General features: G+C 71.3%; 12 protein-coding genes. 3 read left to right on the forward strand and 9 right to left on the reverse strand.

From position 1 onward, the window contains the following. Positions 1-21: 21 nt before the first annotated feature. The 3 genes from OG718_RS12445 to OG718_RS12455 form a co-directional block, all read right to left on the reverse strand. On the reverse strand, positions 22-1227 hold the full coding sequence (locus OG718_RS12445) for a glycine C-acetyltransferase (RefSeq protein ID WP_328847746.1): 1206 nt from the start codon (positions 1225-1227) through the stop codon (positions 22-24). Positions 1228-1236: 9 nt separating this feature from the next. Continuing rightward, the gene (gene tdh / locus OG718_RS12450) at positions 1237-2265 is read right to left on the reverse strand and encodes an L-threonine 3-dehydrogenase (RefSeq protein WP_143635065.1); all 1029 of its coding nucleotides are present in this window, start codon (positions 2263-2265) and stop codon (positions 1237-1239) included. Between the two features lie 346 nt (positions 2266-2611). Beyond that, positions 2612-3796, reverse strand: a complete 1185-nt coding sequence (locus OG718_RS12455; protein ID WP_328844152.1) for a Gfo/Idh/MocA family protein — start codon at positions 3794-3796, stop codon at positions 2612-2614. 302 nt (positions 3797-4098) lie between these two features. On the opposite strand from OG718_RS12455, the gene OG718_RS12460 reads away from it, so the two are divergent. Continuing rightward, positions 4099-5982, forward strand: a complete 1884-nt coding sequence (locus tag OG718_RS12460) for a DUF2264 domain-containing protein (protein ID WP_328844153.1) — start codon at positions 4099-4101, stop codon at positions 5980-5982. A 72-nt stretch (positions 5983-6054) separates the two neighbouring features. Here OG718_RS12460 and OG718_RS12465 read toward each other — a convergent pair whose 3' ends face one another. From OG718_RS12465 to OG718_RS12490, 6 genes are all read right to left on the reverse strand, one after another. Beyond that, the gene (locus tag OG718_RS12465) at positions 6055-6648 is read right to left on the reverse strand and encodes a GAF domain-containing protein (protein ID WP_328844154.1); all 594 of its coding nucleotides are present in this window, start codon (positions 6646-6648) and stop codon (positions 6055-6057) included. Continuing rightward, positions 6645-7244, reverse strand: coding sequence for a GTP-binding protein (locus OG718_RS12470; RefSeq protein WP_143634358.1), 600 nt, complete (start codon positions 7242-7244; stop codon positions 6645-6647). The genes OG718_RS12465 and OG718_RS12470 overlap by 4 nt, the downstream gene beginning before the upstream one ends. Beyond that, entirely contained in the window at positions 7222-7593 is a 372-nt protein-coding gene (locus OG718_RS12475) for a DUF742 domain-containing protein (protein ID WP_143635063.1), read from the reverse strand. Before OG718_RS12475 ends, OG718_RS12470 begins: the two co-directional genes overlap by 23 nt. 2 nt (positions 7594-7595) lie before the next feature. After that, positions 7596-8030: a roadblock/LC7 domain-containing protein gene (locus OG718_RS12480; RefSeq protein WP_143634356.1), complete on the reverse strand. Its 435-nt coding sequence runs from the start codon at positions 8028-8030 to the stop codon at positions 7596-7598. Positions 8031-8095: 65 nt separating this feature from the next. Continuing rightward, entirely contained in the window at positions 8096-10522 is a 2427-nt protein-coding gene (locus OG718_RS12485; RefSeq protein ID WP_328844155.1) for a sensor histidine kinase, read from the reverse strand. 383 nt (positions 10523-10905) lie between these two features. After that, on the reverse strand, positions 10906-12108 hold the full coding sequence (locus OG718_RS12490) for an MBL fold metallo-hydrolase (protein ID WP_328844156.1): 1203 nt from the start codon (positions 12106-12108) through the stop codon (positions 10906-10908). 330 nt (positions 12109-12438) lie between these two features. Here OG718_RS12490 and OG718_RS12495 point away from each other — a divergent pair, with 330 nt between their 5' ends. After that, on the forward strand, positions 12439-13629 hold the full coding sequence (locus OG718_RS12495) for a glutamate dehydrogenase (RefSeq protein WP_143634350.1): 1191 nt from the start codon (positions 12439-12441) through the stop codon (positions 13627-13629). Between the two features lie 99 nt (positions 13630-13728). Beyond that, entirely contained in the window at positions 13729-14349 is a 621-nt protein-coding gene (locus OG718_RS12500; protein WP_328844157.1) for a TetR/AcrR family transcriptional regulator, read from the forward strand. Positions 14350-14357 lie beyond the last annotated feature (8 nt).

Consider the following 14357-nt stretch of genomic DNA (forward strand, 5'->3'; position numbering starts at 1 on the left):
CCCGGCCCCGTTCCTCCGCGCTCAGGCCTTCGCCTCCGCCTCCAGCTCCGCCCTCGCCGCGACGAAGGCGTCCACAGCGCGGTTCACGTCCTCCGTCGAGTGCGCGGCGGACAGCTGTACGCGGATGCGGGCGCGGCCCTGCGGGACCACCGGGTACGAGAAGCCGATCACGTACACCCCGCGGTCGAGGAGCAGCTCCGCCATGCGTCCGGCGACGGCCGCGTCGCCGATCATGACCGGGGCGATGGCGTGGTCGCCGGGGAGGATGTCGAAGCCCTCCTCGGTCATCCGGGAGCGGAACAGCGCGGTGTTCGCGGCGAGCTGCTCGCGCAGGTCGCCCGCCGACTCCAGCAGGTCGAGGACCTTGAGCGAGGCGGCGGCGATCACCGGGGCCAGGGTGTTCGAGAAGAGGTACGGGCGCGAGCGCTGGCGCAGCAGGGCGACGATCTCGGCGCGGGCGGCGACGTACCCGCCGGACGCGCCGCCGAGTGCCTTGCCGAGGGTGCCGGTGATGATGTCGACGCGGTCCATGACACCGTGCAGCTCGGGGGTGCCGCGGCCGCCCGGGCCGACGAAGCCGACGGCGTGCGAGTCGTCGACCATGACCATCGCGTCGTAACGGTCGGCGAGGTCGCAGATCTCGCGCAGCGGGGCCACGTACCCGTCCATGGAGAAGACGCCGTCGGTGACGATCAGCCTGCGGCGGGCGCCCGCGGCCTCCTTCAACTGCTGTTCCAGGTCCGCGAGATCGCGGTTGGCGTAGCGGAGGCGGCGGGCCTTCGAGAGGCGGATGCCGTCGATGATCGACGCGTGGTTGAGGGCGTCGGAGATCACCGCGTCCTCCTCGCCGAGGAGGGTTTCGAAGACTCCGCCGTTGGCGTCGAAGCAGGAGGAGTAGAGGATCGTGTCCTCCTGGCCGAGGAAGGCGGAGAGGCGCTGTTCCAGCTCCTTGTGCACCTCCTGCGTACCGCAGATGAAGCGCACGGACGCCATTCCGTAGCCCCAGCGGTCGAGGGCCTCGTGGGCGGCGGCGATCACCTCGGGGTGGTCGGCGAGACCGAGGTAGTTGTTCGCGCAGAAGTTGAGGACCTCTCCGGGGCGGCCGCCCGCGGTGACGTTCACGGTCGCGGACTGCGGGCTGCCGATGACGCGCTCGGGCTTGTGCAGGCCTGCGGCGCGGATCTCGTCGAGGGTGGTGCGGAGGTCATCGCGTACGGAGTCGAACATCATCAGTCCTTAGTGGGTCCAGTCGAGGATGACCTTGCCGCCGCGGCCGCTCGCCGCGTCGGCGAACGCCGCCTCGTAGTCGCGGTAGCCGTAGCGGCCGGTGATCACGGGGGCGAGGTCGAGGCCGCCTTCGAGGAGGACCGACATCGCGTACCAGGTCTCGAACATCTCGCGGCCGTAGATGCCCTTGATCGTGATCATGGAGGTGACGATCCGGGACCAGTCGACGGCGAACTCCTCGGACGGCAGTCCGAGCATGGCGATCTTTCCGCCGTGCGTCATGTTGGCGAGCATGTCGCGCATCGCGACGGGGTTGCCGGACATCTCCAGGCCGACGTCGAAGCCCTCGCGCAGGCCGAGCGTGCGCTGTCCGTCGGTGATGGTCGACTCGGCGACGTTCAGCGCGAGGCTGACGCCGATCTTGCGGGCGAGCTCCAGACGCTCCTCGCTGACGTCGGTGACCACGACGTGCCGGGCCCCGGCGTGCTTGGCGACGGCGGCGGCCATCAGGCCGATGGGCCCCGCGCCGGTGATCAGTACGTCCTCTCCGACCAGCGGGAACGACAGCGCGGTGTGCACGGCGTTGCCGAAGGGGTCGAAGATCGCGGCGACGTCGAGGTCGACGGGGACGCGGTGCACCCACACGTTGGACGCGGGCAGCGCGACATACTCGGCGAACGCGCCGTCGCGGCCGACGCCGAGCCCCACCGTGGCGCGGCACAGATGGCGCCGCCCGGCCTGGCAGTTGCGGCACTTGCCGCACACGAGGTGGCCCTCGCCGCTGACCCGGTCGCCCACGGAGATGTCGCCGACGCCGGCGCCCGTCTCGACGACCTCGCCCACGAACTCGTGGCCGACCACGAGCGGGGTCCTGATCGACTGCTGTGCCCAGCCGTCCCAGCTGCGGATGTGCAGGTCGGTGCCGCAGATACCGGTCCTGAGGACCTTGATCAGCACGTCACCGGGTCCGACGACCGGCTCCGGTACGTCCATGAGCCGGAGTCCCGGCTCAGCCTTCTCCTTGACCAGCGCCTTCAACACGGCTCCCGTGTACGAGGGTTCCGGGCCGGGGCATGCCAAGGCAGACCCTGGCCCGGAGTGAGGGGTGGCGTCACGGCAGGGGGCATGGCGGGTGGGCCCATGCGGGAGCGCCTCTCAGCGGCTGCGGCGCTCCACTGCCGACGCGGAGAAATCTGCCGTACGCGGGCGCTGCGGTCCATCGAGGTTTTCTTAAGCTCCGCCGCAGCTTTCCTTCACGCCTCGCTCCCCTCTCCCGAATCCGCTTCCCTCCCACGCGTCCCTCGGACCCGCGAACGTGTCTGGCCTCTCGCCCGGCCCCGCCCCCTCGACGCGTCCGCTTCCTCGCATCACCCCGCCCCCCCCGTCAGCGTGTCTGCCCCCTCTCGAAGTACGCGATCAGTTCCGCGTCCAGCATCGGCACCTCGTACGGAACGCCGCCCCCGCGCAGTGACTCGGTGGCCCGGAATCCCGCCGCAACCGCCATGCGCGCGGCCATCGGAGACGTGTCGGTGCGCCCTCCCTCGCGTGCGAACCGCAGGAACTCCTCGATCAGCAGCGGGTCCGCGCCCCCGTGCTCGGCGTCCTGCTCCACGTCGGGCACCGGGTACTCGGCGTCGGCCTCGGCCCGGTACCCGGAGCGGCGGCCGTTCCATACCTTCACCACTCCCCCGGGCCCGTCCCCGAAGTTCTCCAGGCGGCCCGCGTCGCCGATGACGGTGTAGTTGCGCCAGTAGTCGGGGGTGAAGTGGCACTGCTGGTAGGCGGCCAACACCCCGTTGTCCAGGCGCATGTTGACGATCGACACGTCCTCGACGTCGATGACGGGGTTGAGCGCCCGCTGGGTGTGCGGCGGCCAGTGGCCGTCCTCCGTGTACCAGTCGTCGGACTTCGGCTCGCCCGGCGAACGACGGTGCGGATTGCCGCCGTACACCATCAGGTCGCCGAACGCCTGTACCCGCCGGGTGTATCCGCCCGCGAGCCAGTGCAGTACGTCGAGGTCGTGGGCGCCCTTCTGCAGCAACAGGCCGGTGGTGCACCGGCGTTCGGCGTGCCAGTCCTTGAAGTACCAGTCGCCTCCGTAGCCGACGAAGTGGCGTACCCACACTGTTTTGACCGTGCCTATGTCGCCGCGAAGGATGAGGTCGCGCATCAGCCGGATCACCGGCATGTGGCGCATGTTGTGGCCCACATACAGCCGTGTGCCGGTCTCGAAGGCCGTGCGCAGGATGAGGTCGCACCGCTCGATGGTGATGTCCAGGGGCTTCTCGACGAAGACGGGCTTGCCCGCGCGCAGGGCCTCGCAGGCGATGTCGGCATGGGTGTGGTCCGGGGTGAGGACGAGCACGGCGTCGACGTCCGGGTCGTCGATGACCTTGCGGTGGTCCTCGACGGTCCGGACGCCGGGGATGCGGTCGGCGGCGCGGTCCCGCAGTGCCGGGTCGTGTTCGGCGACGACGGTCACGCGCGAGCCCCGGCCGGGCCGGTGGGCGATGCGCGCGAGCGAACCGCGCAGGCCGAAGCCGAGGGCGCCGAGACGCAGGTCGGTCATGAGGTGCCTTCCCGTTCGGTGACGAGGAGTCGGGTCCGGCCGCGGGCGGTCCGGCCGTGTTCGTCCGAGGAGGCCGGGACCACCTGTGCCGGGGTCAACCTCCCATCGGGCGACGCCTTCCGCGAGGGCGCACGGGGGCCGCACATACGAACAGGGCCGCCCGTGGGGCAACAGCTCTCACGCTGTGCGCACAGGACGCTTGGCATACGCACACGGCACGATTGATCTGTCGGCCCCCACCAGCCGTATCCCTCTTCGGAACCCGGAATCCCGCCCGGGAACAGAGGAGTCGGAAACCTGCCATGCCCGCACCGCATGTGTCCCTGCCGCCCATCGACCACGTCCTGTCGCCGCACACCGGCTGGACGCGGGCACACTGGGAGGCGCTCGCCGACCGGCAGCTCGAAGCCCTGGTCCCGTACGCGACGCCGGGCCTCGCGCAGTACCGGCTGCCCGGGCGGACCTCGTGGTCGGGGGTCGTGTCGGACGGCCTCGAAGGGTTCGCGCGGTCATTCCTGCTGGCCTCCTTCCGGATCGCCGGGGCGCGGGGCGACGTCGATCCCCGTCTCATGGAACGCTACGCGCGGGGTCTGACAGCGGGCACCGACCGCGACAGCGGCGAGGCCTGGCCCGAACTCACCGACTGCTCCCAGCAGATGGCGGAGGCCGCCTCGATCGCCGTGGCGCTGCACGAGACCCGCCCCTGGATCTGGGACCGGTTGCACACCGAGGCCCAGGAGCGGGTCGTGGACTGGCTGTGGGGTTTCGTGGGCCGCCGCACCTGGGACAACCACTGGCGGCTCTACCAGGTGGTGGCCGAGCAGTTCCTGGCCTCGGTCGGCGCGCCCCACCGCCAGGACGACATCGACGCCGGACTCGACCGCCTCGACGACTGGTACGCCGGCGACGGCTGGTACAGCGACGGCGACGGCCGGATCTTCGACTACCACAACGGCTGGACCATGCACCTGTACCCGCTGCTGTGGTGCCGGATGACCGGCGGCGACGGCGGCGGCCGCGGCCACGTCTACCGGGAGCGGCTCGCCCGATTCCTCGCCGACTACCCGCGGTTCTTCGGCGCGGACGGTGCCCCCGTGCACCACGGCCGCTCCCTGACGTACCGTTTCGCCACCGCCGCTCCGGCATGGATGGGCGCCCTCGCCGGCTGTACGCCGCTGGAGCCGGGCCTCACCCGACGGCTGGCGTCCGGCACGGTGCGGCACTTCGTGGAGCGGGGGGTGCCCGACGAGCGCGGGCTGCTGCCGCTCGGCTGGTACGAAACGTTCCTGCCGATGACCCGGCCGTACTCGGGACCCGCGTCCCCGTACTGGGCGAGCATGGGTTTCCTAGGGCTGCTGCTGTCTCCGGAGCACCCGGTGTGGACGGCACGCGAACTGCCGCTGCCCGTCGAGGAGTCGGACCAGTACACCGCGCTCCCGGCCCCCGGCTGGCTGTTGCACGGCACGAAACACGACGGCATCGTCCGCCTGGTCAACCACGGCAGCGACCACAACTCCCCGTCCGGGCCCGCCGAGGACGATCCGCACCACGCGAAGTTCGGCTACTCGACGGCGACCGCGCCCGAGGCGGCTCCCCACGCCTGGGAGCGGACCGTGGACGGGCACATCGCGCTGGTCACCCCGGACGGCACCGCGTCACGCCGGCGCACCATCGTCCCGCTGCACTGCTCCGGGCGGACGGCCGCCTCCCGCTACAGCGCCCAACTGCCCGGGAGCGAGGAGGAGTTCCCGATCGAGACGACGAGCGTGCTGCGCGGTCCCTGGGAGATACGCGTGCACCGGGTGCTCGCGCCGACCGGCCTGACCGTCCGGGAGGGCGGCTACGCGGTCGCCTCCGAAACCCGGCCCACCGCCGAGCGGGGCCACGGCTGGGCACTGGCCCGGACGGACAACGGGCTGACCAGTGTCGTTGTCGCGCTGCACGGCTGGGACGAGGACACGGGCATCGCGCGCGAGGTCGAGGCCAACGCCTTCGGCCCGCACTCCGCGACGCCGTACCTGCGGTGCGCGGCGGGTCGTCCGGGCGGCTCCGGCGTGTACGTCACGCTGCTCGCGCTGACGCGGGACTCCGTGCACCCCCAGGCGCTACGGGAGTCGGTGTCCTGCGAGGTCGAGGGACAGGAGGTCCGCATCACGTTCCCCGAAGGGGACACCGTCTCCGTATGAAGCACATGAACGACGTGCATCGGACTCCGTGTGAGAGGGGCATCGTCTCCATGTGGAGGCGAAGGCCGCGGGTCAGAACCCGCCTTCCCGCAGCTCGATCCGCCCGACCAGCTCCGCCGCCATCGACTTGATGGTGTCGAGCCCCGCCCGCCCCCACGGCCGGGGCTCGACGTCGGCGACGCACACCGTGCCGAGCACGATGCCGGTGCGGTCGATGAGCGGGGCGCCGAGGTAGGAGTGGATGCCGAACTCGTCGACGACCGGGTTGCCGGCGAAGCGGGGATAGTCGCGGACGTCCTCCAGGACCAGCGCCTTGTGGCGGACGACCACATGTGGGCAGAAGCCATGGTCCCGGGCCATATAGCGCCCGATCCTCGGTTTCGCGGCGCCCGTGTGATCCGTACGGGCGTCGGCCGACGGCTCGGGCGGGACGGTGCCGTCGGGAGTGTGCAGGCCCGCGAAGAACTGCCGCTCCTCGTCGATGAAGTTGACCATCGCGTACGGCGCCCCGGCGAGCTCGGCGAGCCGGTCCGCGAACGCGTCGAGGGCCGGCTCCGTGTGCTGCCCCAGACCGAGCACCCGCAGCCGACGTGTTCTGGCGGGGGCCTCCTTGTCCTCGGGGGTGAGCAGCAGCCGACCGGCCGGGCGTGGCGGGTCGTACGTCATGTGTGGGCTCCGTGGCTGGGGGCGTGCGAGGGGGCGTGGGCGAGGAGATGGCGGACGAGGGTGAGCAGGGTCTGCACTCCCGAGCTGGAGATCCGGGCGTCGCAGCGCACGACGGGCACCTCCGGGTCCAGGTCGATGGCCGCCCGCACCTCCTCCGGGTCGTAGCGGAAGCCTCCGTCGAACTCGTTGACGGCGACGATGAATCCCAGGCCGCGCTGTTCGAAGAAGTCGACGGCGGCGAAGCAGTCCTCCAGACGGCGGGTGTCGGCGAGGATGACCGCGCCGAGCGCGCCTTCGGAGAGCTCGTCCCACATGAACCAGAACCGCTCCTGTCCGGGCGTGCCGAACAGGTACAGCACGTGTTCCGGATCGAGGGTGATGCGGCCGAAGTCCATCGCGACGGTCGTCTCGACCTTGTTCTCGATGCCGTCGAGATTGTCGGTCGCGGCGCTGACCGTCGTCAGCAGTTCCTCCGTGCTGAGCGGCGCGATCTCGCTCACCGCGCCGACGAAGGTGGTCTTTCCTACTCCGAACCCTCCCGCCACCAGGATCTTCAAGGCGGTGGGAAAGGGGTCAGAGCTGTCGTCGTAGTCCATCGAGCACTGCCTCCAGAAGAGACCGGTCAGTGGGGTTGTGGTGGAACGTCGGGGGCTTCATGGACAGCGCCCCGCAGTCGACGAGATCGGACAGCAGCACCTTGGTCACCGCGGCGGGCAGTCTCAGATGCGCGGCGACCTCGGCGACCGAGACGGGGTCCCGGCACAGTTCGAGTGCCTGGGCGTGCTCGGGGCCGAGGTAGCCGAGAGGGGTGACGCCGGTGGCCATCACCTGCGACAGAAGATCGAGCGCGGTGCTCGGCCGGGTCCGGCCGTTGCTGACCTGGTAGGGGCGCACAAGGCGTCCGGCCGCATCATCGAGCCAGGGCCCGTCGCCCGCCGAGGTCACGCTCAAGGCCTCATCGCCGACGGTTCGACGGTGTGCTGCCTCGGCGCGGTCATCAGGTACGGACGGACGCTCTTGACCAGCATCGCCATCTCATAGCCGAGCACGGCCGCGTCTGCGTCCCGTCCTGCGAGCACGGCGAGACACGTACCGGAGCCCGCGGTGGACACGAACAGCAGGGTGGAGTCCAGTTCGACGACGACCTGGCGTACGTCACCGCCGTCACCGAAACGGACGCCCGCGCTGCGGCCCAGGGAGTAGAGCCCGGAGGCCAGGGCCGCCATGTGGTCGGCACTGTCGGGGTCGAGCCCGTGCACCGACTTCACGAGGCCGTCGCAGGAGAGCAGTACCGCGCTTCTGGTGTGCGGTACGCGCTGCACCAGGCCGCTCATCAGCCAGTCGAGATCGGATGCGTGCCCGGTCGGCACATCGCTCGCCATGGGGGATCGACTCCTTGAAGTACGAAGGTCTGCGGGAGCGGAGGTGTGGGTGGGGGTGGCGTGGTTCATCCGGCTGGTGTGCTCCCGTCGTGCCGGGCGGTGAGGTCATGACCTGGCGCGGGCGCCTTCTCGTGCGCCGCGTGTGCCTCGGGTGGTTCGTGCGCGGGGTGCGCTTCGCCTATGGGCGTTTCACCCATGTGGGCGGAGTCCCTCAACTGGGCCTCGGCGAGCCCGATACCGCGCTGGAAAGCCGCCATCAGGCCGGGGTCGTGACCGACGTGGAAGTCGGAGTCCGGCCGGGGTGCGGGTCCGTCGCGCAGCTCGGGCACGAGGTGCTCCTGAGCCCGCCGTCTGGGCAGTTGGGGCTTGCTCATGGTGCCGCGCACCACACCGCCGCGCGGCGTCGGGGGCGTGACCGTGTTCTCGGTGACGAACCGGCGATCGCCCGGACGAATACCGGGCACGGCCTCCGCCGGGTTGGGCCGCGTCTCGGCACGGCGCACCGGGAGCGGGGTCGGAGCACCATCGTTCACGACCGACAGACCGCCCGGCGCGCTGTCCCGCCGCGGCTGCGCCGGCACGGCGGTCCTCACCCCGTGGGCATCGTGGGACGGATACGACGCGGATTCGTGGAACGGCGCCCGCGGTACGTCGACGGAGGCGCCCGGAACCACGCCCGGTACGGGGATCGGCGTCCCGTGGGCGGGAGTCCCGTGAACCGGATTCCCGTGGTCAGGTGCCCCATGGACGGGAGTCCCATGAGCGGGAGTCCCATAGGCAGGTGTCCCGTGAGCCGGTGTCCCCTGTCCCGCGCTCCCATGTGCGGGCGTGCCATGTGGTGGCGTGCCATGGGCCGGCGCGTCCTGCCCTGGCGTGCCGTGGCGAGGCGTGTTCCTCAGCGGCGGCTCCTGTGCCGACATGCCATGAGAAACCGTGGCCCCATGTGTCGAAGAGCCGTGTGTCGAAGGGCTATGTGCCGCAGTCCCATGTACCGGAGCAACATGTGCCGGAGCCCCGGACACCGAGGCACCTTGTACCGAAGCGGCAGGCGCCGAAGGGGCATGTGCCTGACCACCATGTCCGGGACCACCATGTCCGGGATCACCACGGCCGGCCGCCCCCTCACGCCCGGAAGCACCTTGCCCCAGCGCCCCGGCCCTCGCACCGGCTCCGGCACCTCCTGCCGTGACCTCCCGCGGAGACCCGACCCCGGAACCAACCCCAACCCCAGACCCGACCCCGGAACGGGCCACGGCATCGGCCCCGCCCCCGGCCGACTGGTCCCCCTCCGCGCCCAGCAACGCCTGCGGCACGACCAGTACGGCCTGCACGCCACCGTAGATATTGGTCTGCAGCCGCACCACGATCCCGTGCCGACGCGCGAGCTGCGAGACCACGAACAGCCCGATGCGGCCGTCCTGCAGCAGACTCGCGACGTTGACCTGATCCGGATCGGCGAGCAACGCGTTCATCTTGTGCTGCTCGGCCAGCGGCATCCCGAGCCCGCGGTCCTCGACCTCGACGGCGAGCCCGGACGTGACCACGTTGGCCCGCAGCAGCACTTGGGTGTGCGGCGCAGAGAACACCGTGGCGTTCTCGACGAGTTCGGCCAGCAGATGGATCACGTCGGCGACGGCGTGCCCGCGCACGGTGCCGTCGATCGGCGGGACGAGCTTGACCCGCGAGTACTGCTCCACCTCGGCGATCGCGGAGCGCAGCACCTCGGTCATGGAGACCGGGTTGCTCCACTGCCGGCGCGACACGGCCCCGCCGAGCACGGCGAGGTTCTCGGCGTGCCTCCGGATCCGGGTGGCGAGATGGTCGACGTGGAACAGACCCTTGAGCAGGTCCGGGTCCTCGATCTCGTTCTCCAGCTCGTCGAGGATCGAGATCTCGCGGTGCACCAGGGACTGCAGGCGCCGTGCCAGATTGACGAAGACCTCGACCTTCTGCTCGCTGCCCGCCTGACTGGAGAGCTGGGCGGCCTGGACGACGGCGTTCACGGCGCCGTCGTGGGCGCGCGCCAGGTCGTCCTCGAGCAGGTCGAACTCGTCGGCGTCCGAGGCGGGCCGGCTGCGCTGGCGAGGCTCGGGCGGCCCGTCGCCCCGGCGCAGCGTCTCGACGAGGGCACGCAGATCGGCCTGCCCGCGGGCGCTGGTGCGGCGCAGAGTACCGACGCGCTCGTGTACGGACCTCGCGACGCGGTCGGCGGCCACGGTGGCGATCACGATGCCCGCGAGGGCGACCGCGACCGCTCCACCGAGCACGATCCACAGGGTGGGGCCGGGCCGTGCGGCGGTCGTGCGGACGATGAAGAGCACGGCGGCGCTGGCGCTGAGGGCCACCGCGATGGGCGGCAGGACCGCGAGGCGGAGGAGCTGGGGCCGTATATGGGTCTCGGGCAGCGTGGGGGCGGTGCGGGCGACCGGTCGCCCGTGCCGCCCGCCCTCGCGGCGGTCTGCGCGTGCGGCCGGTGCGCGAAGGTGAGACATCGACGTCCTCGTACTGGTGTGTCGGGGCTGTGGGGGCTCCCGCGGGTGCTGCGACCGAGGCATGCGCCGACTGGGACACGCGCCATCGCCGCGCCGGTCGAGAGAGCCGAAGAATTCGGCCCTGTGTCGCTCAGCGGCCACTCACAGTAGTCGCCACCGCATCATGTGCGATGCGCAGTTGACAAAGTCCGGCGGCCTGCGTCCCGCTCTGGTATGAGGGTTCGTACGACAGGCCGATAAACCCCTCGCACGCCCGTTCCCGTGCGCCAGTGAACCGATCAGACCTGGTCAGAAGCGGTCAGCAAAAATCGGCGAGGGCCGAGGAGCAGGATGCTCCTCGGCCCTCGCCGATTGCCTTCGAATGCCGTTCGCGCGCTTCTACGTCACCCCGCGGGCACGGATTCCGGGTCTCCGGTGTCCTCTTTCGTGTCACGCGGTGTGTCAGGGACCGTCTCCGCGGCGGAGGGCCAGCCGCCTTCCGGGGTGACGGCCACACCACGCCACCAGGGCTCGGACGGAACGGTCTCCGCGGTCGGCTCGAAGGGCTCACCGGGCCGGGGCAGCGCGACCCGGGCGCCGACCGCACGGGCCGCGGTGACGGTACCCTCGCCGGGCTCCGCCCAGGGGTGCGCCGCGAGATTGAAGGTCGCCCAGTGGATCGGCATCATCACGCCAGTCGGCCGACCGCCCTGGAGGTCCAGATGGGCCCGCATGCCCTCCTCGGGTGTCATGTGGATGTCGGGCCAGAACTCGCTGTACGCGCCGATCTGGATCATCGTGGCGTCGAAGGGGCCGTGCTCGGCGCCGATGTCCGCGAAACCGGCGAAGTACCCCGTGTCGCCGCTGTGGTAGATCCGGTGCTCGTCCCCGGCCACCGCCCAGGACGCCCAGAGGGTGTGCTGCGTGTTGCGCAGGCCGCGGCCGCAGAAGTGGCGGGCGGGCGTGGCGGTGAGGGAGATTCCGCCGACCTTCGTCGTCTCGTGCCAGTCGAGCTCGCGCAGCCTGTCCGCGGAGACGCCCCAGTGCTCCAGGTGGGCGCCGACGCCGAGCGGCACCGCGAACACCGTGTCCGTACCGGCCAGGGCCTTGATCGTGGGCAGGTCAAGGTGGTCGTAGTGGTCGTGCGAGATGACGACCACGTCCACCGGGCCGAGCGCCTCCAGCGGCAGGGGCACGGGGTGCAGCCGCTTCGGACCGGCGAAGGCGAACGGGGAGCAGCGCTCGCCCCAGACGGGGTCGAAGAGCACCCGGTGCCCGTCGATCTCGGCGAGCACGCTGGAGTGCCCCATCCAGGTCAGCCGCAGCCCCTCGGCCGGCGGCCGGGCCAGGTCCGCGAGGGTCGTGGCATGCACCGGCACCGTGCCCGCCGGGGCGCGGCGGACACGCTCCTCCTTGCGGAAGAAGGACCGCGCGAACTCGAGCATGGCGCCGTCGGGCCGGGGCGCGCCCTCGGGATTCCGGAAGACGCCGTCCGCGTAGTTCGGCGATCTGCGGATGCGCTCCATGCGCTCACCGCTCGGATCCGCGCCGAACGCGGCGGGCCGCAGCGCACGGAGCCCGGAGCTCAGAGAACGGGAACCGGTCACGGCACCTCCAGGTGGAGTCGGTCTGACTTTCCATTATGGTCGCCGCCTCTGACAGCGCCGGGTCGGGCGTATGGCAGGGCGGTTTCCGCGCGGGCCATGGCGGGATCCATCGAGTACGACATCACGTTCTACTGAAGATCCATTCAGTGTGTTGACAGATACATGCAGCACTTTCGATACTGACCGACCATTCAGTAAAGGCGAGCCGGTACAGCGCCGGGACGCGTTGCCCACCCGGCCTCACGCACGTCAAACGCTCCGAACCTGTCACCTTGTTCCCCCGTTTCCCTGCTTTCCCTGTTTCCCAGACCCCCGTTCCCGAGGAGCCCCATGACCGCCCAGGACAGCAGCCCGTTGATGACGCTCACCTGGACCGACCACGTCACCGGCCGCCAGGGGCATCTGGTCGTGGACCGGCTGGTACGCGGTGTCTCCAGCGGCGGTCTGCGCATGCGGGCGGGCTGCACGCTGGAGGAGGTCGCCGGGCTCGCCCGAGGGATGACCATGAAGGAGGCCCTGCACTACAACCCCGAGGGCCGTTATGTCCCGCTGGGCGGCGCGAAGGGCGGCATCGACTGCGATCCCCAGGCCCCGGAGGCGTACGGCCTGCTCGTGCGGTATCTGCGTGCCATGCGCCCGTACATCGAGAGCCTCTGGACCACCGGGGAGGATCTCGGTCTGACCCAGGACCTCGTCGACCGGGCCGCGGTGGAGGCGGGGCTCGTGTCGTCGATCCAGGCCGTGTATCCGCTGCTCGACGACGAGGCGGCGGCCCGGCGGCGGCTGGCGGACGCGTTCGCGGTCGAGGTGGACGGCATCGGGCTCGACGAGCTGGTCGGCGGCTGCGGGGTGGCCGAGTCGGTCCTCGCGGCGCTGGACCGTGCCGGGGTCGCGTACGAGGGGACCCGGGTCGCCGTGCAGGGTCTGGGCACGATGGGCGGGGCCACGGCCCGCTTCCTCACGCGCGCGGGGCTCAGGATCGTGGCCGTCGCCGACGTGAAGGGCACGATCGCGAACCCCGGGGGGCTCGACGTCGACGCGCTGCTCGCCGCCCGGGACACGTACGGAACGATCGACCGCGCGGTGCTGCGTCCGGGCGACCGCGAACTGCCCGGCGACGCCTGGCTGTCCGCCGAGGCCGACGTACTGGTGCCGGCGGCCGTCTCGTACACGATCGACACCACCAACCAGGGGCGGATCACGGCCCGTTGGATCGTCGAGGCCGCCAACATGCCCGTCCTGCCGGGCGCGGAGCAGTTGCTCGCCGGCCGCGGTGTCACCGTCCTGCCGGACGTGGTGGTCAACTCCGGGACCAACGCCTGGTGGTGGTGGACACTGTTCGGCGACATCGGGGCGGACGCGGACGAGGCGTTCGCGTACACGCGGCGCTCGATGCGTGCCCTGATCGACCAGACGCTCGCGCGCGCGGAGGCCGACGGGACGACACCGCGGGCGGCCGCGCACGCGATCGTCGCGGACCGGCTGCCGGTGATCGCGGAGCGGTTCGGCTGGTACCGCTGACGTCGTCGGTGCGGCCGGACGGGAACGGTGACGGCCCGGCCGCGGCCGGTAACCGACCCTCCACCGGCACGCCCCGGGGCGACGCAATAGGGTTGTCCGGTGGCAAGAGTGCGGTTGAGCGTGGCGGAGCGGCGTGAGGAACTGCTGCGCGCCGCCATCCAGCAGATCGAGGAGCGGGGCGTGTCCGCGGTGCGGATCGCCGATGTGGCGACCGCGCTCGGGGTGAGCAACGCGCTGGTGCTCTATCACTTCTCGACGAAGGAGAAGCTGGTCGCCGCCGCGTTCACGTACGCGGCCGAGGACGACCTCGCCCATCTGCGCAAGCTCCTCGGCCGCCGGACGACCGCGCTGCGGCGGCTGCGGGCGGCGGTCCGCTGGTACGCGCCGACCGGGCAGGCCAAGGGCTGGCGGCTGTGGATCGAGGGCTGGGCGGTGGCGCTGCGCGAGCCCGCGCTGCGGGACGTCACGCGCGACCTCGACCGGCAGTGGAAGGCCGCGATCACCGAGGTCATCGCGGAGGGCGTGGCCGCGGGCGAGTTCCGCTGCCCGGACCCCACGAGTACGGCGCTGCGCCTCACCGCCCTGCTGGACGGGCTCGCCGTCCAGATGACGGCGTACCCCGGCGCGGTGTCACGCGCCCGCACCCAGGAGTGGGTGGACGAGGCCCTGGCCCGGGAACTGGGCCTGGAACGCAAGGCCCTGACGACTCCGGGCACCTGAGACGGCGT

The organism is Streptomyces sp. NBC_00258 (assembly GCF_036182465.1).
In the GTDB taxonomy this organism is placed as follows: Bacteria; Actinomycetota; Actinomycetes; order Streptomycetales; family Streptomycetaceae; genus Streptomyces.

Coding starts and splice junctions, on each gene's coding strand:
- OG718_RS12445 (WP_328847746.1), bottom strand. CDS start 1,227: ATGTTCGACTCCGTACGCGATGACCTCCGCACCACCCTCGACGAGATC.
- OG718_RS12455 (WP_328844152.1), bottom strand. CDS start 3,796: ATGACCGACCTGCGTCTCGGCGCCCTCGGCTTCGGCCTGCGCGGTTCG.
- OG718_RS12460 (WP_328844153.1), top strand. CDS start 4,099: ATGCCCGCACCGCATGTGTCCCTGCCGCCCATCGACCACGTCCTGTCG.
- OG718_RS12465 (WP_328844154.1), bottom strand. CDS start 6,648: ATGACGTACGACCCGCCACGCCCGGCCGGTCGGCTGCTGCTCACCCCC.
- OG718_RS12470 (WP_143634358.1), bottom strand. CDS start 7,244: ATGGACTACGACGACAGCTCTGACCCCTTTCCCACCGCCTTGAAGATC.
- OG718_RS12480 (WP_143634356.1), bottom strand. CDS start 8,030: ATGGCGAGCGATGTGCCGACCGGGCACGCATCCGATCTCGACTGGCTG.
- OG718_RS12485 (WP_328844155.1), bottom strand. CDS start 10,522: ATGTCTCACCTTCGCGCACCGGCCGCACGCGCAGACCGCCGCGAGGGC.
- OG718_RS12495 (WP_143634350.1), top strand. CDS start 12,439: ATGACCGCCCAGGACAGCAGCCCGTTGATGACGCTCACCTGGACCGAC.